The organism is Thioalkalivibrio sp. ALJ15, assembly GCF_000383695.1.
In the GTDB taxonomy this organism is placed as follows: domain Bacteria; phylum Pseudomonadota; class Gammaproteobacteria; order Ectothiorhodospirales; family Ectothiorhodospiraceae; genus Thioalkalivibrio.
This window is the reverse complement of sequence record NZ_KB912057.1, coordinates 226,417-246,039: the sequence shown is the minus strand read 5'-3', so window position 1 is coordinate 246,039 and position 19,623 is coordinate 226,417. Positions and strand designations below refer to the sequence as shown.

The 19,623-nt window shown below is 68.4% G+C and carries 18 protein-coding genes, 2 tRNA genes and 1 riboswitch; of the genes, 15 read left to right on the top strand and 5 right to left on the bottom strand.

Features of this window, described 5'->3' with window-relative positions; all coding sequences use genetic code 11:
• The first annotated feature begins 10 nt into the window (after positions 1-10).
• The 7 genes from G015_RS0104790 to cobJ are packed head-to-tail and all read left to right on the top strand — an operon-like array spanning position 11 to position 6,435.
• Entirely contained in the window at positions 11-1,120 is a 1,110-nt protein-coding gene (locus G015_RS0104790; RefSeq protein WP_028490888.1) for a cobalt-precorrin-5B (C(1))-methyltransferase, read from the top strand.
• Positions 1,117-2,061, top strand: a complete 945-nt coding sequence (locus G015_RS0104785; protein WP_020146250.1) for an ABC transporter ATP-binding protein — start codon at positions 1,117-1,119, stop codon at positions 2,059-2,061. The genes G015_RS0104790 and G015_RS0104785 overlap by 4 nt, the downstream gene beginning before the upstream one ends.
• Complete coding sequence (locus G015_RS0104780; protein WP_081622247.1) at positions 2,058-2,831, top strand: ABC transporter permease; 774 nt, start codon at positions 2,058-2,060, stop codon at positions 2,829-2,831. The genes G015_RS0104785 and G015_RS0104780 overlap by 4 nt, the downstream gene beginning before the upstream one ends.
• A gap of 19 nt (positions 2,832-2,850) precedes the next feature.
• Positions 2,851-4,245 (top strand): precorrin-3B synthase, encoded by a 1,395-nt coding sequence (gene cobG, locus G015_RS0104775; RefSeq protein ID WP_018174781.1) that lies wholly within the window; start codon positions 2,851-2,853, stop codon positions 4,243-4,245.
• Complete coding sequence (locus tag G015_RS0104770; protein WP_020146249.1) at positions 4,242-4,895, top strand: precorrin-8X methylmutase; 654 nt, start codon at positions 4,242-4,244, stop codon at positions 4,893-4,895. Before cobG ends, G015_RS0104770 begins: the two co-directional genes overlap by 4 nt.
• Positions 4,892-5,647, top strand: a complete 756-nt coding sequence (locus tag G015_RS0104765) for a precorrin-2 C(20)-methyltransferase (protein ID WP_038050055.1) — start codon at positions 4,892-4,894, stop codon at positions 5,645-5,647. The genes G015_RS0104770 and G015_RS0104765 overlap by 4 nt, the downstream gene beginning before the upstream one ends.
• On the top strand, positions 5,644-6,435 hold the full coding sequence (gene cobJ, locus G015_RS0104760) for a precorrin-3B C(17)-methyltransferase (protein ID WP_018648983.1): 792 nt from the start codon (positions 5,644-5,646) through the stop codon (positions 6,433-6,435). The genes G015_RS0104765 and cobJ overlap by 4 nt, the downstream gene beginning before the upstream one ends.
• Here cobJ and G015_RS0104755 read toward each other — a convergent pair.
• Positions 6,408-7,226, bottom strand: a complete 819-nt coding sequence (locus G015_RS0104755; protein ID WP_018138725.1) for a cobalt-precorrin-6A reductase — start codon at positions 7,224-7,226, stop codon at positions 6,408-6,410. The genes cobJ and G015_RS0104755 overlap by 28 nt on opposite strands.
• 4 nt (positions 7,227-7,230) lie before the next feature.
• Between G015_RS0104755 and G015_RS0104750 the strand changes: the two genes are divergently transcribed.
• The 3 genes from G015_RS0104750 to cobM are packed head-to-tail and all read left to right on the top strand — an operon-like array spanning position 7,231 to position 9,688.
• Complete coding sequence (locus tag G015_RS0104750; protein ID WP_018138726.1) at positions 7,231-8,466, top strand: bifunctional cobalt-precorrin-7 (C(5))-methyltransferase/cobalt-precorrin-6B (C(15))-methyltransferase; 1,236 nt, start codon at positions 7,231-7,233, stop codon at positions 8,464-8,466.
• Between the two features lie 29 nt (positions 8,467-8,495).
• Positions 8,496-8,924: a cobalamin biosynthesis protein gene (locus G015_RS0104745; RefSeq protein WP_018138727.1), complete on the top strand. Its 429-nt coding sequence runs from the start codon at positions 8,496-8,498 to the stop codon at positions 8,922-8,924.
• Complete coding sequence (gene cobM / locus G015_RS0104740) at positions 8,924-9,688, top strand: precorrin-4 C(11)-methyltransferase (RefSeq protein WP_018138728.1); 765 nt, start codon at positions 8,924-8,926, stop codon at positions 9,686-9,688. The genes G015_RS0104745 and cobM overlap by 1 nt, the downstream gene beginning before the upstream one ends.
• Before the next feature lie 195 nt (positions 9,689-9,883).
• On the opposite strand, the gene G015_RS0104735 is transcribed toward cobM, so the two are convergent.
• Positions 9,884-10,444 carry a cytochrome c gene (locus tag G015_RS0104735; protein ID WP_012982222.1) on the bottom strand — a complete coding sequence of 187 codons (561 nt, stop codon included), beginning with the start codon at positions 10,442-10,444 and terminating at the stop codon, positions 9,884-9,886.
• A gap of 21 nt (positions 10,445-10,465) precedes the next feature.
• A complete protein-coding gene (locus G015_RS0104730) occupies positions 10,466-11,581 on the bottom strand; it encodes a porin (protein WP_012982223.1) in 1,116 nt (371 codons plus the stop codon).
• A 128-nt stretch (positions 11,582-11,709) separates the two neighbouring features.
• A riboswitch (cobalamin riboswitch) is annotated at positions 11,710-11,944 on the bottom strand.
• Positions 11,945-12,213: 269 nt separating this feature from the next.
• Here G015_RS0104730 and G015_RS0104725 point away from each other — a divergent pair.
• Positions 12,214-13,194: a cytochrome-c peroxidase gene (locus G015_RS0104725; RefSeq protein WP_018138730.1), complete on the top strand. Its 981-nt coding sequence runs from the start codon at positions 12,214-12,216 to the stop codon at positions 13,192-13,194.
• Between the two features lie 68 nt (positions 13,195-13,262).
• Here the strand turns inward: G015_RS0104725 and G015_RS0104720 are convergent, their stop codons facing one another.
• Positions 13,263-13,706 (bottom strand): DUF4399 domain-containing protein, encoded by a 444-nt coding sequence (locus G015_RS0104720; protein ID WP_018138731.1) that lies wholly within the window; start codon positions 13,704-13,706, stop codon positions 13,263-13,265.
• Between the two features lie 138 nt (positions 13,707-13,844).
• Between G015_RS0104720 and gltX the strand changes: the two genes are divergently transcribed.
• From gltX to G015_RS0104700, 4 genes are all read left to right on the top strand, one after another.
• Positions 13,845-15,251, top strand: coding sequence for a glutamate--tRNA ligase (gene gltX, locus G015_RS0104715; RefSeq protein WP_018138732.1), 1,407 nt, complete (start codon positions 13,845-13,847; stop codon positions 15,249-15,251).
• 42 nt (positions 15,252-15,293) lie between these two features.
• Positions 15,294-15,369, top strand: a tRNA-Ala gene (locus tag G015_RS0104710).
• Positions 15,370-15,394: 25 nt separating this feature from the next.
• Entirely contained in the window at positions 15,395-15,625 is a 231-nt protein-coding gene (locus G015_RS0104705) for a hypothetical protein (RefSeq protein WP_012982227.1), read from the top strand.
• A gap of 20 nt (positions 15,626-15,645) precedes the next feature.
• A tRNA-Glu gene (locus G015_RS0104700) sits at positions 15,646-15,721 on the top strand.
• Positions 15,722-15,801: 80 nt separating this feature from the next.
• Here G015_RS0104700 and G015_RS0104695 read toward each other — a convergent pair.
• Positions 15,802-19,623 carry an AAA family ATPase gene (locus G015_RS0104695; protein ID WP_020146247.1) on the bottom strand — a complete coding sequence of 1,274 codons (3,822 nt, stop codon included), beginning with the start codon at positions 19,621-19,623 and terminating at the stop codon, positions 15,802-15,804.

Sequence of the window (19,623 nt, the reverse complement as noted above, 5' to 3'; positions counted from 1 at the left end):
GGCGGGCGCCATGCGCCCGGAGACTCCCGAGACCAGCGGGCGTCTGCGCACGGGGCTGACCACCGGTGTGTGTGCGACCGCCGCCGCCGTTGCCGGCGCACGCTGGCTGCTGGAGGGGCGGCGGCTCGAGATGGTGGAAGTCATCCTGCCGAAGGGGCAGGTGGTGAGCCTGACACTGAACGACCTCGAACCCACTCCGGGTGGCGCGGTTGCCGGGGTCATCAAGGATGCCGGCGACGACCCGGATGCCACCCACGGGGCCCGAGTTTGGGTGGAGATAAACCTGTGCGGTGCGCCCGGTGTCGAGTTCGTGGCGGGTGCCGGGGTCGGGACGGTTACACGCCCGGGCCTGGTGCTGGAGCCGGGCGAGGCCGCCATTAATCCGGTCCCACGACGCATGATCCAGGGGCATCTGGAGACATTCGCTGCAGCCGCCGGGTACAGCGGGGGCTTCAGGGTTACGGTTGGCGTGGACGGTGGCGAGCGCATTGCCGGGCGGACCATGAACGCTCGCCTGGGGATCCTCGGGGGGCTCTCGATCCTGGGCACGACCGGCATCGTCCGGCCATTCTCCTGCGCCGCCTATATCGCATCCATCCATCAGGCCATAGACGTGGCCCGCGCCAACGGTTGTCCGCGCGTGGCCTGCTGCACCGGGGGTACCAGCGAGGCCGCGATGCGTGAACAGTACGGTCTGGACGACATGGCGCTGATCGAGATGGGGGATCTGTTCGGGGCGGCACTGAAGTATCTGAGGCGTCACCCCCTGCCCGCGGTGGTGCTGGCCGCGGGGTTCGGCAAGCTCAGCAAATTCGCGGCCGGGCACCTGGATGCCCACAGCCGCAAGTCACGCATCGATCTCGACGCGCTGGCGGAGGAGGCGGCGGATCTGGGAGGCAGCCAGGCACTGGTCGCGCGCATCCGCGCGGCCAACACCAGTGCCCAGGCGCTTGCGGATTGCCTGGAGCAGGGTGTGGCGCTGGCCGACCGTATCAGTGCGCGCGCCTGGCAGCGGGCGCGCGGGATGCTGCCGGAGACCACGGCGCTGGAGGTCTGCGCGGTGGATCGGGCCGGACGCATCGTCGGGTTTGCCGATGGTGCCGGGGGGCTCGCGCCATGACGGCCGCCGCGATTGCCCTGCAGTCGGTGGCCAAGCGCTACGCCGGTGGCCGGGTTGGGCTGGCGAACGTGGATCTGGAGGTGCCGGCGGGCAGCTTTTTCGGCCTGCTGGGGCCGAACGGGGCTGGCAAGACCACGCTGGTGGGGTTGTTGACCACGCTGGTGCGGGCGGATCGGGGCTCGATCCGCGTCTGCGGGTACGACGTGGCCACGCAGGCGGTTGCGGCGAAGGCGTGCATGGGCGTGGTACCGCAGGAGGTCAACTTCAACAGCTTCGAACCGGTGGGCGAGATCGTCGAGGCCCAGGCGGCTTACTACGGGCTGTCCCCAAGGCGGGCGCGCGAGCGAACCGGCGAGGTGCTGGAACAGGCGGGGCTGCTGGACCGGCGCGAACAGTCGGCCTGGGGCCTGTCGGGTGGCATGAAGCGGCGGCTGATGATTGCCCGGGCCCTGGTGCACCGCCCCCGCGTCCTGCTCCTGGACGAGCCGACGGCGGGGGTGGACCTGGAGGGGCGCCATGCCACCTGGGAGCTGTTGCGTGGCTTGAACGCGGACGGCGTGACGATCCTGCTGACCACCCACTACCTGGAGGAGGCAGAGACCCTGTGCGACACCCTGGCGATACTCGATCAAGGCGAGATCGTCGCGCGCGGTGATACGGGCGAACTGCTGCACGGGCTGAACGTGCAGACCCTGGTGCTGGAACTGAGCATGCCGCTGGACGCGACCCCGGCGCTGGACGGGTTGGCGATTCGTTTGAGTGATCGCTGGACCCTGGAGGTCGACCTGCCGCAGGGCATGGAGGTGAATGACCTGTTCGACCGCCTGGGCGCAAGCGGGGTGCGTGTCGCGGGAGTCCGCAACAAGCGCAACCGGCTCGAGTCGCTGTTCCTGCAGCGCATCGCGGAACGCGCTGCCGCCCCGCCGGGGAGGGAGACATGAGGCTCGCGGCGTACGGATTTGCCTATCGCGGGATGGTGGTCAAACAGGTGCGGCGTTTCCTGCGCGCCTGGGTGCAGAACCTCCTGCCATCGGTGGTGACGACGGTCCTGTTCCTGGTGATCTTCGGTCACCTGATCGGGCGCGAGCTCGGCACCATGCGAGGGGTCGATTACGCTGATTTTATCCTGCCCGGCCTGATCATCCTGGCGGTGGCCACCAATGCCTACAGCAATGTGACACTGGCGTTCTACGGGGCGCGGCTGCAGCGACATATCGAGGAGCTGCTGGTCGCGCCGCTGCCCGCCTGGCTGATTGTGGCCGGCTTCGCCACCGGTGGTGTCATCCGAGGCCTGCTGGCCGGGGCGCTGGTCGCGCTGGTCGCGATTCCGTTTGCCAATCTCCAGTTGCACCACCTGGCGGCCACGCTGGGGATCGCGCTGATCAGCGCCTTGCTGTTCGCCCTGGCCGGGCTCCTGAACGGCCTGTATGCGCGCAGCTTCGACCATACCTCCGTGGTGGCCACGTTCGTGCTGACCCCGCTGATCTACCTGGGCGGCCTGTTCTACCCGGTAGAACGGATGCCCGAGCCCTGGCAGTCCCTGGCCGTACTCAACCCGCTTTATTACATGATCGAGGGCTTTCGCTACGGCCTGCTGGGGACCGGCTCCTTTGCCTGGGCCGCGACCTTCTGGGTCCTCGCAGGGGCAACCCTCGTCGTTGGCGTGCTGGCCTGGGCCCTGGTCGCCCGCGGCGTGCGGATCCGGACATGAGTGGGGGCGGGGTGCAGCGATGAGTGCCGATCATTCGCGGGTGCGCCGGGCCTGTCCGGGGGTGGCCGCGCCGATGGCCACCGGGGACGGTCTGTTGATGCGGGTGCGTCACCCGATCGGGGGGCTGGATGCGGGGCAGGCGGAGACCATTGCGGAGGTGGCGCGGCGTTTTGGGTCCGGTGTCCTCGAGCTGACCAGCCGCGGCAATCTGCAGCTGCGTGGTTTGGACGCGGCGGGGCTGGAGCCGGCTCGCGCCGAGCTGGAGGGGGCGGGGTTGGCAGATCGCGACCCTGCGGCGGAAGCGGTGCGCAATGTCCTGGCGGCCCCGGTGACGGATATCGACCCGGAGGCGGCCATGGATGTGCAGCCGGTCGCGCGGGATCTCGTGCGAGCACTGGGGGAGCACCCGCGCCTGAGGGCATTGCCCCCGAAGGTGGGGGTGGTGGTGGAGGCGGGTGGCGGTTTGCCGCTGGATGGGGTGCCGGCGGATTTGCGACTGGAGGCCTGTACGGCGCTGGGAGGGGTGTGGTTCCGAGTGGCCTTGGGGGCGTCCAGTCGCACGGCCACGGTGCTGGGCTGGACACGCGCGGAGAATGTGGTGGACGTCGCCCTCGCGGTGTTCGAACGCTTCGTTGCGTTGCGCGAGGGCGATGTGGATCCGCCGGGACGGCTCGCGGGTGCCGTAGCCCGATGGGGCCCGGAGGCGTTGACGCCGCCCGGGCTGGAGCGGGTGCTCCCGGGCGGGGACTGGGTCGCGGCGCGGATCCCCGAATACGCGGATGCCGGGATGGGGACGTGCCTGAACGGGCGCGCCTTCGGGATCGCGTTTCCGTTCGGTGCCCTGCGCGCCGAGGCGCTGCAGGGGCTGGCCGAGCACATTCGGGCGCACGACGGACGCCTGCGCCTGACACCGTGGCGCAGCCTGCTTCTGACCGGGGTACCTCCTGTGGAGCCGGACCGTGTCGCCGAGTGGGGTGGCGTGACCGATCCGGACGACCCGCGCCTGGCGGTGAGTGCCTGTATCGGGCAGATGGGTTGCTCCGCGGGCAGTACCGCCACGCGGGCGGATGCCGAGAGGGCCGGGGTCGCTGCCTGCGGGTTGCTTGCGGGGGGCGGGCAAGTACATGTGAGTGGCTGCGACAAGCACTGTGGGCGTCCCGCGAATGCGCAGGTCCTGCTCACGGCGTGGGAAGGCCGCTATGAGCTCTCGCTGCAACGCGCCCCCGCGCGATGGGAGACCGTGCTGACGAGGCTGGCGCCGGGGCAGGTCGAGCCGGCCCTGGCAGCCCTCGATGCCATCGCCCGCGAAGAGGGTGGCCGGCATGAGTCGGGGCTCGAGGCCCTGCAACGGTTGGAGGGAACAGCGCTGACGAGACGTATGAACGCGATGATGAACAACGGAGATCCAGCATGACGCAGAGCGATCCGGCCGGGGCCGTACCCGACTATATCCGCGACGGGGCGGCCATCTACCGGGAGTCGTTTTCGATTATCCGGTCCGAGGCGGACCTGGACCGCTTTCCGCAGGAGCTGGTGCCCGCGGTGGTGCGCATGATCCACGCCTGCGGCATGACCGATCTGCCACGGGACGTCGGGTTTTCGGCCGGCGTGGCCCGGGCGGCCACTGATGCGCTGGCCGCCGGCGCGCCGATCCTGTGCGACAGCAACATGGTGGCCCACGGGATCACTCGGACCCGGCTACCGGCGGACAACCCGGTGATCTGCAGCCTGCGGGAGGAGGGTGTGGCCGCGGCCGCCGAACGCCTGGGTACCACGCGATCGGCGGCTGCCCTGGAATGGTGGCGACCGCATCTGGAGGGTGCGGTCGTGGCCATCGGGAATGCACCCACGGCCCTGTTTCACCTGCTGGAGATGCTGCACCAGGGCGCGCCACGTCCGGCCGCGGTACTCGGTATCCCGGTGGGCTTTGTCGGTGCGGTGGAGAGCAAGGAGGCGCTGGCCGCCAGCCCGCTGGACCTCGAGTACCTGACCATCTTCGGACGCCGCGGTGGCAGCGCCATGGCCGCGGCGGCCATCAATGCCTTTGCGAGTGACCGGATATGACGACTTCTTCCCCTGTGAATGCATCCCCGGAGGCGGGCTGCCTGTATGGAGTCGGCACCGGGCCTGGCGATCCCGAGCTGCTGACGTTGAAGGCCGCGCGTCTGATCGCACAGAGTCCGGTAGTGGCCTATTTCTGCCGCCGTGGCGGGCGCGGTCAGGCCCGTGCGATCGTGGACGCCCACCTGGGTACCGGCCAGTGCGAGATGCCGCTGGAGTACCCGGTGACCAACGAGATTCCGCACGGCTCCGAGGAATACCGCCGCCGCATCGAACAGTTCTTCGACGCCTGTGCCGAGCAGCTGGCGGCCGAACTGGAAGCCGGGCGCTCGGTCGTGGTGCTGAACGAGGGCGACCCGTTCTTCTACGGCTCCTTCATGCACGTATACCTGCGGCTCAAGGAGCGCTTTCGCACGAGTATTGTGCCCGGAGTGACTTCGATGATGGCCTCTGCCGCCCAACTGCCAACTCCGTTGACCATGCGCGATGACCTGCTGACGGTGATCCCGGGCACGATGCCGATCGACGATCTGCGCCAGGCCCTGCAGGGGACGGATGCAGCGGTCATCATGAAAGTGGGGACCCATCGCGATGCGGTGGTCGGTGTCCTGCAGGAGCTGGGGCTGAGTGAGCGCGCCTGGTACGTGGAACGCGCGAGCACTGCCGAGGAGCGGGTCCAGCCGCTGTCCGAGATCCCGGAACGGGTGCCCTATTTCTCGATGATCGTGATCCCCGGGCGCGGGGTTCGGCGATGAGCGGGGATGGCGGTCCGGTGGTCGGTCGGTTGAGTGTGGTCGGGGTGGGTCCGGCGGGGCCGGAATGGATCACACCGGAGGTCGCTGCCCGTCTCGAAGCGGCCACCGATCTGGTGGGGTACGGGCCGTACCTGGAACGGATTGCGGGCCCTCATCACCGTGTTCACGCCTCGGATAACCGCGAGGAACTGGCGCGTGCGATGCACGCCCTGGACATGGCCGCCGAGGGGCGGGACGTGGTCGTGGTCTCGGGGGGCGACCCGGGTGTATTCGCCATGGCGGCGGCGATCTTCGAGGCGCTGGAAGGGGCGCAGGCACAACGCTGGGCGGGAGTCGAGGTGGACGTGACTCCCGGGGTCTCGGCGATGCAGGCCGCCGCCGCGCGGCTGGGTGCGCCGCTGGGCAACGATTTCTGCGTGATTTCGCTGTCGGACAACCTCAAGCCCTGGTCGCTGATCCAGCGCCGGGTGCGGCTGGCGGCCGAGGCCGACTTCGCCATGGCGTTCTATAACCCGATCTCGCGCGCGCGACCATGGCAGCTGGGGGAGGCCCTGGGCATCGTGCGCGAGGCCCAGGGTCCGGACACTCTGGTCATGCTGGCCACCGCGGTGGGACGCGGCGAACGCGAAGACGTGCAGATCTCCACCCTTGGCGAGGTGGATCCGGCGGCGGCCAACATGAGCACGCTGGTGATCGTGGGCGCCGCCTCCACCCGGGTGCTGGAGCGCCCCTCCGGCCGGCGCCACGTGTACACCCCGCGCTATGTCGAGTCGGCGGAGTCGCGGTGAACGCGCGCGAGGCCTTCCAGCCACTCCAGGGCCGCCTGCGGGGCGTGGAAGCGGGGCACCCCGGGGGCGTCCGGCGGCCGGTCCACCATCACCACCGGGATGCCGCGTTCGCGGGCCGCCTGCAGCTTGGGGGCGGTGGCCTCGCCGCCGCTGTCCTTGGTGACCAGCACGTCGATAGCGTGGGTCTCCAGCAGCCGGTGCTCGTCGGCCAGGCTGAATGGGCCGCGGGCCCGCAGCCAGGTGACCCGGGGCAGCGCCGGCAACGGTTCGGGCGGGTCGATGGTGCGGATGACGTAGTCCAGCTCGGGCGCCGCCTCGAAGGCCTCCAGGTGCTGGCGCCCGGTAGTGATGAGCACGCGCCGGCCGAGGCCGGGGAGCGCGCAGGCGGCGGCCTCCAGGTCGGGCACGCGCAGCCAGTGATCCCCGGGGCCGGCCTGCCACGGCGGCCGGGTCAGCCGGGCCAGGGGTACGCCGGCGTGGCGCGTGGCGGCGACGGCATTGGCCGAGATCTGCCGCGCGAACGGGTGGGTCGCGTCCACCAGGGCGTCGACCGCGTGTTCGTGCAGCCAGGCGGCAAGGCCCTCGGCGCCGCCGAACCCGCCGGTGCGCCGCGGCAGTCGCGAGGGCGCGGGCCTGCGCGTGCGTCCGGCCAGCGACACGGTGGCGTGCAGCCGCGGGTGGCCGTCCAGCAGCGGTTCCAGCGCCGCGGCCTCGGTGGTGCCGCCCAGCAGCAGGATCTGCCGCGGGCGCGCCGCCCGGGGGCTGGAGTCAGGAGATGAACGGGAGCTCATGAGGATGACCAGTCTAGCCACGAACGAGGAGCGAGCGCCATGGCTGAATATCGTCGGCGTGGGCGCGGAGGGGCTCGCCGGGCTGGCCCCGGATGCCCGCATGGCGCTGGACACGGCGGCGACGGTGATCGGCGGCGCACGGCATCTGGAGATGCTGCCGGAGCGGCCGGGGCAGGAGCGCCTGGTGTGGCCGTCGCCGCTGGAGACCGCGCTGGACTGGATCGAGGCGCGCGCCGGGCAGCCGCTGTGCGTGCTCGCCAGCGGCGACCCCTTCTGGTTCGGGGTGGGCGCGACCCTGATGCGGCGTTTTCCGGCCGCGCAGACCTGCGTCTGGCCGGCGCCCTCGGCGTTCAGTCTGGCCGCCGCGCGCATGGGCTGGCCGCTGCAGCAGACCCGCTGCCTGTCGGTGCACGGCCGGCCGATGGAGGCGCTGCGGCCCTGGCTGCATGACGGCGCGCGGCTGCTGATCCTGAGCCGCGACGGGGATACCCCGGCGGAACTGGCGCACTGGCTGACCGGGCTCGGCTTCGGCGATTCCACCCTGACCGTACTGCAGTCCCTGGGTGCGGACCGCGAGGCGGCGGTCCGCGAGCGCGCCGGGGCCTGGCCGGAGGTCGCGATCGAGGCGCTGAACACCGTGGCGCTGGAGTGCCGGGCCGATCCGGCGGCGCAGGTGCTGGCGGCCAGTGCCGGCCGGCCGGAGGCGCAGTTCGAGCAGGACGGACAGATCACCAAGCGCGAGGTGCGGGCGGTGGCGCTGGCCCTGCTGGCGCCCGGACGCGGCGAGCGGCTGTGGGACGTGGGCGCGGGCTCCGGTGCCATCGGCATCGAGTGGATGCTGGCGGATCCGGCCAACACCGCCGTGGCCATCGAGCCGCGCGCGGAGCGCCTGGAACGCATCGCGCGCAACGCGAGCACGCTGGGGGTGCCGACGCTGCGGTGCATCCACGGGCGGGCGCCGGGGGCACTGGGAGACCTGCCGCCACCCGATGCGATCTTCATCGGTGGCGGGCTGACCACGCCGGGGCTGGTGGAGCACTGCATCGGCCAACTGCGCCCGGGCGGGCGGCTGGTCGCCAGCAGCGTGACCGTGGAAGGGGACGCGGTGCTGGCGGCGGCGCACGAGCGCCACGGCGGCGAGCTCACGCGGATCAACGTCAGCCGCGCGGAGCCGCTGGGCGGCATGGCCGGCTGGAAGCCGCTGCGGCCGGTGACCCTGTGGTCGCTGCGCCGGAGCTGAGGGAAACGCCGAGCGGGGCGCGTGTCCGGGTGACCCCCGGGGTCGGCTTCGCCTCGGCCTGCACGGCCGGCGAGCTGGAGGCATTGGTCCGCGAGGTGCTGGCCGAGGCGCACGCAGTGTTGCGGGCGGGGGGCGGCGAGGCGATCGAGATCCGGCAGCTGGCGGCCCCGGGGCACAAGGGCGACAGCCCGGTGCTGTGGACGGCCGCGCGCGACCTGGAGCTGGAGCCGGTGTTCGCGTCGGCGGCCGCGCTGGCCGCGCGCGACGCTGCCTTGTCCACGGACTCGGCGCGCTCGCGTGCCGTCGCCGGGGTCGGTTCGGTGGCGGAGGCGGCGGCGCTGGCGGTGGCCGGCGACGGGGCGCGCCTGCTGCTGCCGCGGCGGCTCTCGGCACGGGCGAGCTGCGCGGTGGCCGTGCGGACGGTGAACGGGACAGACGGGAATTTCGAGGAGTTTTGATGACGGTTCATTTTGTCGGAGCGGGGCCGGGTGCGGCCGATCTGCTGACTTTGCGCGGGCGCGATCGTATCGCGGCCTGCCCGGTATGCCTGTATGCCGGTTCGCTGGTGCCGGAGGCGGTGCTGGAGCATGCCCCGGAGGGGGCGCGCGTGGTCAACACCGCGCCGCTGACGCTGGACGCAATCATGGAGGAGATCGAACGCGCCCACGCGGCGGGCCAGGACGTGGCGCGCCTGCACTCCGGCGATCTTTCGGTCTACAGCGCGCTGGGCGAGCAGATCCGTCGGCTGGAGGCGGCCGGGATCGATTACAGCATCACGCCCGGCGTGCCGGCATTCTCCGCCGCCGCCGCGACCCTGGGGCGGGAACTGACGGTGCCGGAGGTGGCGCAGTCGGTGGTGCTGACGCGCACGCCGGGACGGGCGTCCTCCATGCCGGAGCGCGAACGGCTGGCGAGCTTTGCCGCCACCGGGGCGACCCTCGCGATCCACCTGTCGCTGCACAATATCGAGACCGTGGTCGAGGACCTGCGGCCGCACTATGGCTGCGACTGCCCGGTGGCGATCGTGTTTCGCGCCAGCTGGCCGGACGAGAGCGTGGTGCGCGGTACGCTGGGGAATATCGCGGAACGGGCGCAGGCCCTGACCACACGGCGCTCGGCGCTGATCCTGGTGGGCCCGGCGCTGGACCCGGGCGATTTCCGCGACAGCGCGCTGTACGACCCGGCGCATGTGCGCCGTTACCGCGGCATGGACGGGGACTAAGCGGTGGCGCCCCTGATCTTCCGCAGGCAGGGATAACGCCGGTGGGTGTTGTGGGACACGGGGCTTTTCGCCTGCAAGCAGGCTCCCACATCGCCAGGAACCTGTAGGAGTCTGCTTGCAGGCGAAGGCGGTTTCTTCCCGATCAGGGTCACGGCAAGGGGCCGCCATGCGGCGGCCCCTTGGTTCCCGGCCGGTTTAGCGGCGGCGGTAGTTGTCGTGGCAGGCCAGACAATGGTGGCGCACGCCGTTCAGGGCCTCGGTGGCGCGAAGCTGGAAGTCTTCGTTCTCCAGGTCGTCGGCCGACTCCACCTTGCGCTGCAGTCGTTCGGCGGCCTCGCGGTAGGCTGCCTTGTACTCGGAGAACTCCGGGTCCTCCCAGGCCGCGGGCAGGGCCCCGGGTTCGCCGTCCCGCGCTGGTGTCTCGCGTGCGAACCAGGTTTCGATGTCGTCGGCGCGGCGCGCCAGTTCCTCGGCCAGACCGGGCAGACGTTCGGCGAATGGTGCGTCATAACGCAGGATCTGCTCGATGCTGCGGTAGGTGGCCGAGGTGCCCTGCATGCTCTGCTGACGGAAGCGCTGGAAGGCCTCGGTCGCATCCACTTTGGCCGGATCGTCCAGGGTCTCGTCATAGTCGCCCCAGGGGCCCGGCATTGTGACAGTGACCTCCGCGGTGGCCGGGCTGCCGGTGGCAGCCAGCAACAGGATCGCAAAGAGGGTGGTTCTCAACGGGTGGTGGATCGGTTGCATCCAGTTCATGTCGATTCTCCCGGTCATTTCTCAGAAGCGGAACTGGTGCTGCAGGTGCAGCTCCCAGTCCGAGGTGTCGGTGTCGCGGTCCAGCCACATCAGTTGGGTCTTGTGCCGCTGGCCACGGTGATACCAGTTGAGGCCGGCACCCCATTCACGCTGCCAGCGCTCGTCAGTGCCAAGATCGTCGCCTGCGTCGTGGCGCAATACGGCGTGGCGCGCGGCGAACTCCAGTCCCTCCACCGGCAGCGACTGCGCCAGTTCCAGTTCGGCCCCCAGGTCGTGGTAGCTCGCGGTGCGGTCGGGGGAGACATCGCGGCGGAAGGCCGCCAGCGACAGCGAGGTATGGGCGAACTTGACCACCGCGTCGGCGGTGGCGGTGATCCAGTCGGCGCGTTGGTTGGCCACCGTGTCTTCGATGCCGCGGCTCCAGTCGCGCAGGTGGTTGCGGCTGGCGGCCTGTACGCCGGCGCCCAGGGCGACGGTGCGCTCCACGGCCTGGCCTAACGTGGTGTTGTCACGTGGGACTGCGCCGACCGGGGCCCACGCGCCGCGCGCGCTGAACAGGTGGCCGGATGTGGAGGGGCGATCGTCGCGCTGATCCAGACGTCCGCGACCGTCAAACACGCCGATGGCCCATGCCCGGTTGTCGCCGGCGCCGCCCAGCAGGGCGATACCGGTGTCGCGGCCGGCCGGAACCTCGAACTGGTTGCCGGCGATGCTCAGTTCGGTGAACAGGCGGTTGGGTCCGCCGATATCCCGCGACAGGCCGAAGGGGACCGTAAACTGGCCAGCCCGCAGGCCCAGGTGTTCACCCAGTGCGTACTGCAACCAGATGTCGCGCATGGACAGCTCGCCGCTGCTGAAATCCGGCTGCAGGCGGAAGCTCAGATCGGGGTGGAACAGGGTGCCCGAGGTGTCCAGCCAGGCACGACGGAAGTCGAATTCGCTGCTGGAGCCATCCGGGTCTCGTTCGTAGCTGTAGCGGCCCTGGATCAGCGGATCCAGGGTGACCTGCAGGCCGTCTTCCGCGTCGCCGAATTCGAAGCCGGCTTGTGCCGGCGCGATGCCCGCGGCCGTCATCAGGCACAGGGTGGCCAGGGCCGGGACGGCATGCTGTCCCGGTCGGAGATGGGTATGGTTCATTGTTGGGTTGCTCCCTTGGACGCGCGACCCCGCACGCCGTGGATGAAACGACGCCGGAAGCTGGACAGGGAGCAGGGGAGGCCGGGCGATGCGAGCACGCCGGACTGGCCCGCTCGGCCGCCCACCGCGGCGTCGGGTGTCGTCCAGGCCGGTCTCCGGACTCGCGAAGTGGATGCGCGATGCATCCAGGGCGGATCGCCTTCCCGCGGGCATCCCGGGGATGCGCCGCAGTGGCATTGGATCCGCCCGTCTCCGCCTACCGTTGCGGGGGCAGTGCCGGCCTTGCGAATGTCGATTCGCGCACCGGCTTCCCGATTATCCCCGGCGGCTGAGCGCCGGGGCACCTAGAGTGGGGCGAACCGTAATGGAGGGAAAAGGGGGGGTCAAGTTTGTCCGGGTATCCCGGGAAACGGTGTAGTGGGGGCGAACCCGGCTCCCCTGGAGGCTGATAATTGATGCAGATCATCTCCGGGGCGGATTTTGATCGCGACCAGGTTTCCGCGTCTGTAGGGTGGGTTTTAAGTGGTTTGGACCGAGTCTATTTCGGTTCGCGCCGATATCCGCTTCTCAGATGTCTGTTACTCATCTGTTACTCAAGGGAGACCTGTATGAAAACGCTTTCCGGATTCCGCATGACGGCGCTGGCGGCTTGTGCAGCCGTCGCGTTCGGGGCCGCAGCCCCGGCCGTGGCCGATACCGACTATTCCGAGTACCGCGACGTGTTCGAGCCGCTGCCGGCGCTGCCGCCGATCCCGGCGGACAACTCGATGACCAAGGAGAAGATCGAGCTGGGCAAGATGCTGTTCTTCGAGCCGCGCATCTCCAGCTCCGGCGTGATCTCCTGCGCCACCTGCCACAACCCGGCGCTGGGCTGGGCGGACCGCATCCCGCGCGCGGTGGGCCATGACGGCCAGGTTGGCGAGCGCAATACCCCGACCGTGCTGAATTCCGGCTTCTTCACGGCCCAGTTCTGGGATGGCCGCGAGGACGATCTGGAAGGCCAGGCCCTGGGCCCGATCCAGGACGCGATCGAGATGGCGATGCCGCTGGAGGAGGCGATCGCGCGCCTGGAGGAGTTCAACGAGTACCAGGAGAAGTTCGAGGCCGCCTATCCCGATTATGACGGCGACAACGTGATCAATACCGACCACGTGGCCAAGGCCCTGGCGACGTTCCAGCGCACGCTGAACACCCCGAATTCGCCGCTGGATCGCTGGCTGGTCGGGGACGAGGGTGCGATGAGCGAGCAGCAGATGCGCGGGATGAAGCTGTTCGCCGATAACGGCTGCGTGGCCTGCCACAGCGGACCGGCGTTGACCGACAGCAACTTCCATCGCATCCAGGTGCCGGGCTCGGAAGACAAGGGCCGCTATCTGGTCACGGGCGATGAGGCCGACAAGTTCGCGTTCAAGACCCCGACGCTGCGCAATGTGGCGCTGACCTACCCCTACATGAACAACGGCGAGACCGCGACGCTGGACGAGGCGATCCGCATCATGGGGCAGGAGATGCTGGGCATGGAGTTCAGCGATGACGAGGTCGCGGACATCGAGGCCTTCATGCACGCACTGACCGGCGAGATGCCGCGCTTCGATATCCCCGCGCTGCCGTAACTGGCCGCACTGGGATCGGGTGTTACAAGCCCCCTCCGGAGACGGAGGGGGCTTTTTCGTGGGTGCGTTTATTCGACCGTGATAGTGATCTTTTCGGACACAACCGGTGGGTCGAAGCTAATGTGGCGGTAGTCCATGAACAGCAACTGCAGGGTGTACTCGCCGGGTTCCAGTTCCAGCTCGCCCTCGGTCTGTCCACCACCGAAATGACGCTTGTGGTCGGAGAAGGGCAGCGAGGCATCCAGGTCCACCTCGTCGAGTGGCTTGTTCACCAGCAGGTGGTGGTGGCCGGTGTTGTCCATCTCCACGCCGGCCGGCGCGACACCCATGCCGCGCAGGCCCATCTGGACACGCACTGGACTTTCGAGCGTTTCGCCATCCTGTGGACTGATGAAATAAACCTCGGCCCCGTCCGGTGGCGCAATGCGGTCGGTCGCCATGGCATTCCCGGCCAGCGCCAGGCCGCCGGTCAGTGCCAGTAACGTGGAAAGTCGGGTGAGCGTGGGATTCATGAAGGCTCCTTTGGCCCGCGTTCGGGCATCCGTGTGGTCCCAACTCCAGTATAGACCGCGGTCCCTGCGGCAGCCCCGCGGCGTTCTGCTACCCTAGGCGCCTTCAAATTCCACTTTCCTCAGGAACGAGTGCTTCGCATGACTTTTCGTACCCGTTTTGCCCCCAGTCCGACCGGCTATCTCCATATTGGCGGTGCCCGCACCGCGCTGTTCTCCTGGCTGTATGCGCGTCACCACGGTGGCGAGTTCGTGCTGCGCATCGAAGACACCGATCTGGAGCGCAGCAATGCGGAATCGGTCAACGCGATCCTTGAGGGGATGAACTGGCTGGGGCTGACTTACGATCACGGGCCGTTCTATCAGACGGAGCGTTTTGATCGGTACAAGGAGGTAATCGACCAGCTGATGGCCGCAGGTCACGCCTATCGCTGCTACTGCACGAAGGAAGAGTTGGATGCGATGCGCGAGGAGCAGAAGGCGCGCAAGGAAAAGCCGCGCTACGACGGTCGCTGCCGCGCGCGCACCGAGCCGCGCGAGGGCGTGGAGCCGGTAATCCGTTTTCGCACGCCGGACGAGGGGGTAACCATCGTCGACGACATGGTGCGCGGCAAGGTCGCGTTCCAGAACAGCGAGCTGGACGACTTGATCATCGCCCGCTCCGACGGCTCGCCAACCTACAACCTGACGGTGGTGGTCGACGACATGGATATGGGGATCACCCATGTGGTCCGTGGCGATGACCACTTGAACAACACCCCGCGCCAGATCAACATCCTGAAGGCGCTGGACGTGGAACCGCCGCGCTACGGCCACCTGCCGATGATCATGGGCCCGGACGGTGCCAAGCTGTCCAAGCGCCACGGGGCGGTCTCGGTGATGCAGTACCGCGACGAGGGCTATCTGCCGGAGGCCCTGCTGAATTATCTGGTGCGCCTGGGCTGGGCCCACGGCGACCAGGAGATCTTCTCGGTGGACGAACTGGTGCGCCTGTTCGATATCGAGGACGTCAACCAGTCCGCCTCGGCGATCAACCCGGACAAGCTCCTCTGGCTCAACCAGCACTACATCAAGACCCTGGACCCGGACCATGTGGCGTTGGAGTTCGGCTGGCACCTGGGTCAGTTGGGTATCGATCCGTCCAGCGGCCCGGCGATGCGCGACGTGGTGATCGCTCAGCGCGAGCGGGCGCGTACCCTTCGCGAGATGGCCGAGAACAGCGTGTACTTCTACCGCGAGTTCGAGGACTACGACGAGAAGGCCGCGCGCAAGCAGCTCACCGCCGAAGCACTCCCGGTGCTGCAGACGCTGCATGACGGTTTCAGTGCGCTGGGAGCCTGGGAGAAGGAGCCTCTGCACGAGGTCGTGGTGCACACCGGCGAGCGGCTGGATCTCAAGCTGGGCAAGGTCGCGCAGCCGCTGCGTGTGGCCCTGACCGGCGGCACAGTATCGCCGCCGATCGACGACACCCTGGTGCTGATTGGGCGTGAGCGATCACTGGCTCGGATCGAGCGGGCGCTGAAGAAAATTTCGGCGGAAGCGGGTTGACACTCCAGGGGGTGCTGGCTACAGTACGCGCTCGCCTGACACGGGGCCATAGCTCAGCTGGGAGAGCGCCTGCATGGCATGCAGGAGGTCGGCGGTTCGATCCCGCCTGGCTCCACCAAATTCGGGTGTAAGCGAGTTCACCGATGCATCGTTTTGGGGTTATATCCATCTGGGTGGGTCTGGTGATTGCAGTGGTTGGGCTGTTCGGCGGTTTCGGGCTGATGTTCACCGGGGAGCAAACCTGGTCCAAGCCCCTGATTGCGGCGGTTCCGATCGGATTTCTTCTGGTGTTTACCGGTGTTGTAACCACGATCATTTATCGTGAGACCGCCGGAGGTCACAGAAGCGGCCGGCCCCAGGGCCCGCCAAACTAGCAACAAGACGTTGCCTCTGCGTCCCCATCGTCTAGAGGCCTAGGACACCGCCCTTTCACGGCGGCGACCGGGGTTCGAATCCCCGTGGGGACGCCATTATTCCGAGAAGGCCCGAATCGAAAGGTTCGGGCCTTTTCTTTTGTGCGCGCCGGTACCCGTGCTGGCGCGGGACCGGTTCAGGCGAGCTGCGGGTTTTGCTGCAGCGCCTGCTCGGATGGGTGTCGTCGGGGGATGATGCAGTGGTTGATGCGCAGGAGTTCGCGTTCGCTCCACTGGCGCCAGACGTCATCGCGAGCAAAGCGGGCATAGTCGAGCAGGGTTAATCGTTCGATATTCGGGTTGCCGTGGTCGTGGGCCAGACGTCGTGCCCGCTCCAGCTCCTGCCAGCCCTCGTTGTCGGTGCCGTCGCTGCGTTCCAGTAGCGCATGCGCCCGCAGTCGCCGGATGGCGGGTTCGAAGCCGTGATCCCCTCGTTTCAGGCAGTTGGTCAGTGTATCGGTGGCGATCTGCAGGCGTTCCGAGGGCTTGGCGCCGGTTGCATGCAGGGCGTCGAGCAGGAAGAGCTGAAAGATGGTGCTGACGCCATCCATGATGTGGCGCAATGCATCTGCCTGTTCCCGGAGTGGAGCCACAGCCGAGGGGTCGCCCTGGCGCGCGAGAGCCCAGTGCTGTAGTGCCAGGCCTGAGGCCCGCCAGAGGGGATAGTCATAGTCCTCGGCAATCGCGAGCGCGCGGCGGGCGGAGGTCAGGGCTTCGTCAGGGTCGTCGGCGAAGAAGCCAAGCGCTGCCCGGAAGGCGTAGACAAAGGCCTCGGTGGGGCGGTGTTCCAGCGCTGTGGCCTCGGCGCAGGCCGCATCCATTTCATCCCACGCGCGAGCGTGGTTGCCGAAGAAGAGGAGCGTCCAGGCCATGAAGCCGCGTGAGCTGATCGCAGGGTTTTCGGTGTGGCGCGCGACCAGGTGTGGGTGGTCGTCTTCGCGGTACAGGGCGAGCGCCTGGGTCTGGTGTTCCAGCGCCAGCGGCAGCTGGCCACTCCAGAAGTGCGTGTTGCCTTGTACATAGTGAGCGGCGATCCGTAGCAGGCGGTCGTTCGACTGCTCTGCGACCTGTTCCATGTCGTTGGCCAGGCGGTGGGCTTCATCAAAGCCATGCCAGGATCCGGCACCGTGCCAAAGCCCCCAGAGCACACGGAAGTACTGCACCGCGTCTCGCTGGGGCGCGGTGATGCCCAGCGTACGCTCAAAGATCGCGTGCACTGTGCGCGAGCCGTATCCCAGCAAGGCGAGGTTTGAGGCACCCAGTCCGCCCAGGGCTCGCTGGGTCTGCGCATCGCGTTCTTCCGACGGTTCCCGCTCACCCAGCTCGCGATCGAGGCAGCTGAGCGCGTCTTCGAAGTAGTGCGAGGCCTCCAGCAGCATGCCCCGGGCGAACGCCGCCTCTCCCGCCTCGAGCCAGGCGGGCACCGCCTCCTCCACACGCCCGGCGTGATAGAGATGGCTGGCCACCTGGCCCCAGTCGATACTGCTTGTGCCTCCATCGTCACGCAGGAGATCGGCCAGGCGGCCGTGAAGACGCGTTCGTTCGGCCACCAGCATGGATTCGTAGGCGGCCTGCTGAAACAGCGCGTGACGGAACCGGTAGCGCACACCGTCCAGGACGCCGACCGGCTCGATGAATCCGCGGCCGGTGAGGCGGCTGAGTTGGCGGCGGATCACGTCGGCCGGCTGCTCCAGGAGGTGACTCAGGATGCGCGTATCAAAATCGCGTCCGATTACGGCCGCGGCGTGGGCCAGGTCACGCGCGGTCCCGGTTTGTTCCAGACGTGCCACCAGCAGATTAGCCAGCCCGGGCGGCAAGGTGTCGGGCAGGGTCCCGGTGCGCGCCGCTTCGAGGGTGTAGCGCGTCAGCTCCTCGAGAAAAAGCGGGACGCCCTCGCCGCGCTCGATGAGTTGTTCGCGCAGGTGTGTCGTCAGGCGATGCTGGGTGTCGCAACGCTCGATGAGTTCATGTGCAGCCTGGTCGGGCAGGGCGTGCAGTCGCAGGTGCTCGAGCGGGATATCGCGCCAGTTGGAGCGAAAACTCATGCGGGCCGTGAGCAGGGTCAGCAACGGGCGGTCATGCAGGCGCTGATACAGGCGTCGGAGGAATTCGGCCGTGCCGGAATCCATCCAGTGCAGGTCGTCGCAGATCAGCAGGATGGGGCCTCGTTGGGCTCGGCGCCGGGCGAGTTCGACGAGGACGTCAATGATGTGATCCCGGTCGAGACCCTGCGCGGCCAGTGCTTCGAGGCCGTTGCTGTCCGGGTGTGTGAGCCAGTGCGCCAGGGCGTCGGCGATGTCCGCATCGAGTGACCGAGCGGTGCCGAGGGCATGTGCCAGTCGGCGCTGGCGGCTGGCATTCATGCTGCCGAGCCCAAGCCAGGTGGCGAACGCTTGACGCACGGGCGTCAACAAGTGCCGCGCGCGGTCCTCGCGGCACTTCAGCAGGAAGCGCGAGCGCGCCTGGCCGCGGATGCGCTCGTCGAGGTGTCGTGCGAGACGGCTCTTGCCCAGGCCGGCTTCACCCTGAATCAGTACATAGTGTGGTTTGTGATGTTCGAGTGTCTGGCGCCAGATCATGTGCAGGCGCTCAAGCTCCTCTGTGCGTCCTGCCAGAGGAGTGAGGCCACCTCGGGCGTGCTGGGCATCGACGCGATCCAGGGGGCCGGGGTCGCCGGTGACGCGCTGGCTTCCTTCGAGTACTCCCGTGCCTGCGTGAGGGCTGAACAGAAAATACCCCGAGACGCGCTGGTGCACGGATGGCGAGACCACGAGCGTCCCCGTGTCGGTCGAACGTGCCAGAGCCTGTGCGCGCTGGCTGAGCAGGCCAGCGGGGTCGGGGGTGTCCGGGTCGACCCCGGTTACGATGAGGTCGGTATCGACGCTTATGCGCAGCTCGCAGTCGCTCGGGGCTGTTTGCAGGACTTGCCAGGCGGCGTGGACGGCATCGACGGTGGCCTGCTCGCGACCTGCAGGATAGCCAAAATAGGCGAGGAGGCCGCTGCCAGGGGCCCGAACCACATGCCCCCGATGGTTCAACAGGACCAGGTCCAGTTGCTCCAGGGTGTGTTGCATGCGTTCATTCTGCAGCTCGACGTCAAGCTCGGCGTCCGCCTGGACCAGGCAGGCCACAACGGTGACCCGGCGGCGCTCGGCACGCAGAGAGGCTGTTTCGGGTGTGGTAGTCGAAGACACCGTTGCCGGTGTCTTTGGTGTTGGGGCCAGGATTTCGTCGCGGGTTCGCACCAGCAGGTGGCCAGGGCCATCGACCGCCTGGCGCTCCAGGCGGCCAAAGTGTTCCAGCGCCCGCTCGCGGTTACCCATGCCGGCCAGGGTCAGCATGACCAGGCGGTGCAGGGCCTCTTCATGGGGCTCCATCGCCAGCAGTCGCTGGAGTTCGGTGAGCAGGGCTTCGGCGTCTGCGGAGTGGCAGAGATCGTCGAGATTTTCCTCGATCAGGAGGAGCAGCTGGGACCAGTAGTGGTCGCGCTGTGTCTGTGCCCAGGCGGCGAGCTCGGGGAGATCCTGGAGTGCGCGCACGGGATCAAGAAAGGGGCCATGGTAGTGGCGGATACTCGCGAGAGTTTGTGCGGCCAGTTCGTTGCAGCTCAGGTGGCTGCGGTCGGCCCGCAGGCGGTGCAGGGCGAGGAAATCGATCTCGGTGCCGGGCTGAAGCTGGAAGTGGACGTAGCGCGGTGTGGCCTCGAGCAGGGCGGCGGGCGGGTCCGGCAGTTGCCGCCGCAGTTGAAATAGCCCCTGGCGCAGGTTGACACGTGCGCTGTCGCTGTCCAGCTCGGGCCAGAACAGGTGCGCCAGCTCCTGGCGTGGCACGCGCCGTGGGCATTCGGCCGCCAGGTAGGTCAGTAACAGCCCCAGCTTGGTGCCGGACAGGGCGGGCACATCACGGCCCTCGACCCGCACGCCGACTGTGCCGAAGGTCGTGATCTCCAGATGAGCCAA

Coding starts and splice junctions, on each gene's coding strand:
- G015_RS0104790 (WP_028490888.1), top strand. CDS start 11: ATGCGCCCGGAGACTCCCGAGACCAGCGGGCGTCTGCGCACGGGGCTG.
- G015_RS0104785 (WP_020146250.1), top strand. CDS start 1,117: ATGACGGCCGCCGCGATTGCCCTGCAGTCGGTGGCCAAGCGCTACGCC.
- G015_RS0104780 (WP_081622247.1), top strand. CDS start 2,058: ATGAGGCTCGCGGCGTACGGATTTGCCTATCGCGGGATGGTGGTCAAA.
- cobG (WP_018174781.1), top strand. CDS start 2,851: ATGAGTGCCGATCATTCGCGGGTGCGCCGGGCCTGTCCGGGGGTGGCC.
- G015_RS0104770 (WP_020146249.1), top strand. CDS start 4,242: ATGACGCAGAGCGATCCGGCCGGGGCCGTACCCGACTATATCCGCGAC.
- G015_RS0104765 (WP_038050055.1), top strand. CDS start 4,892: ATGACGACTTCTTCCCCTGTGAATGCATCCCCGGAGGCGGGCTGCCTG.
- cobJ (WP_018648983.1), top strand. CDS start 5,644: ATGAGCGGGGATGGCGGTCCGGTGGTCGGTCGGTTGAGTGTGGTCGGG.
- G015_RS0104755 (WP_018138725.1), bottom strand. CDS start 7,226: ATGAGCTCCCGTTCATCTCCTGACTCCAGCCCCCGGGCGGCGCGCCCG.
- G015_RS0104750 (WP_018138726.1), top strand. CDS start 7,231: ATGACCAGTCTAGCCACGAACGAGGAGCGAGCGCCATGGCTGAATATC.
- cobM (WP_018138728.1), top strand. CDS start 8,924: ATGACGGTTCATTTTGTCGGAGCGGGGCCGGGTGCGGCCGATCTGCTG.
- G015_RS0104735 (WP_012982222.1), bottom strand. CDS start 10,444: ATGAACTGGATGCAACCGATCCACCACCCGTTGAGAACCACCCTCTTT.
- G015_RS0104730 (WP_012982223.1), bottom strand. CDS start 11,581: ATGAACCATACCCATCTCCGACCGGGACAGCATGCCGTCCCGGCCCTG.
- G015_RS0104725 (WP_018138730.1), top strand. CDS start 12,214: ATGACGGCGCTGGCGGCTTGTGCAGCCGTCGCGTTCGGGGCCGCAGCC.
- G015_RS0104720 (WP_018138731.1), bottom strand. CDS start 13,706: ATGAATCCCACGCTCACCCGACTTTCCACGTTACTGGCACTGACCGGC.
- gltX (WP_018138732.1), top strand. CDS start 13,845: ATGACTTTTCGTACCCGTTTTGCCCCCAGTCCGACCGGCTATCTCCAT.
- G015_RS0104705 (WP_012982227.1), top strand. CDS start 15,395: ATGCATCGTTTTGGGGTTATATCCATCTGGGTGGGTCTGGTGATTGCA.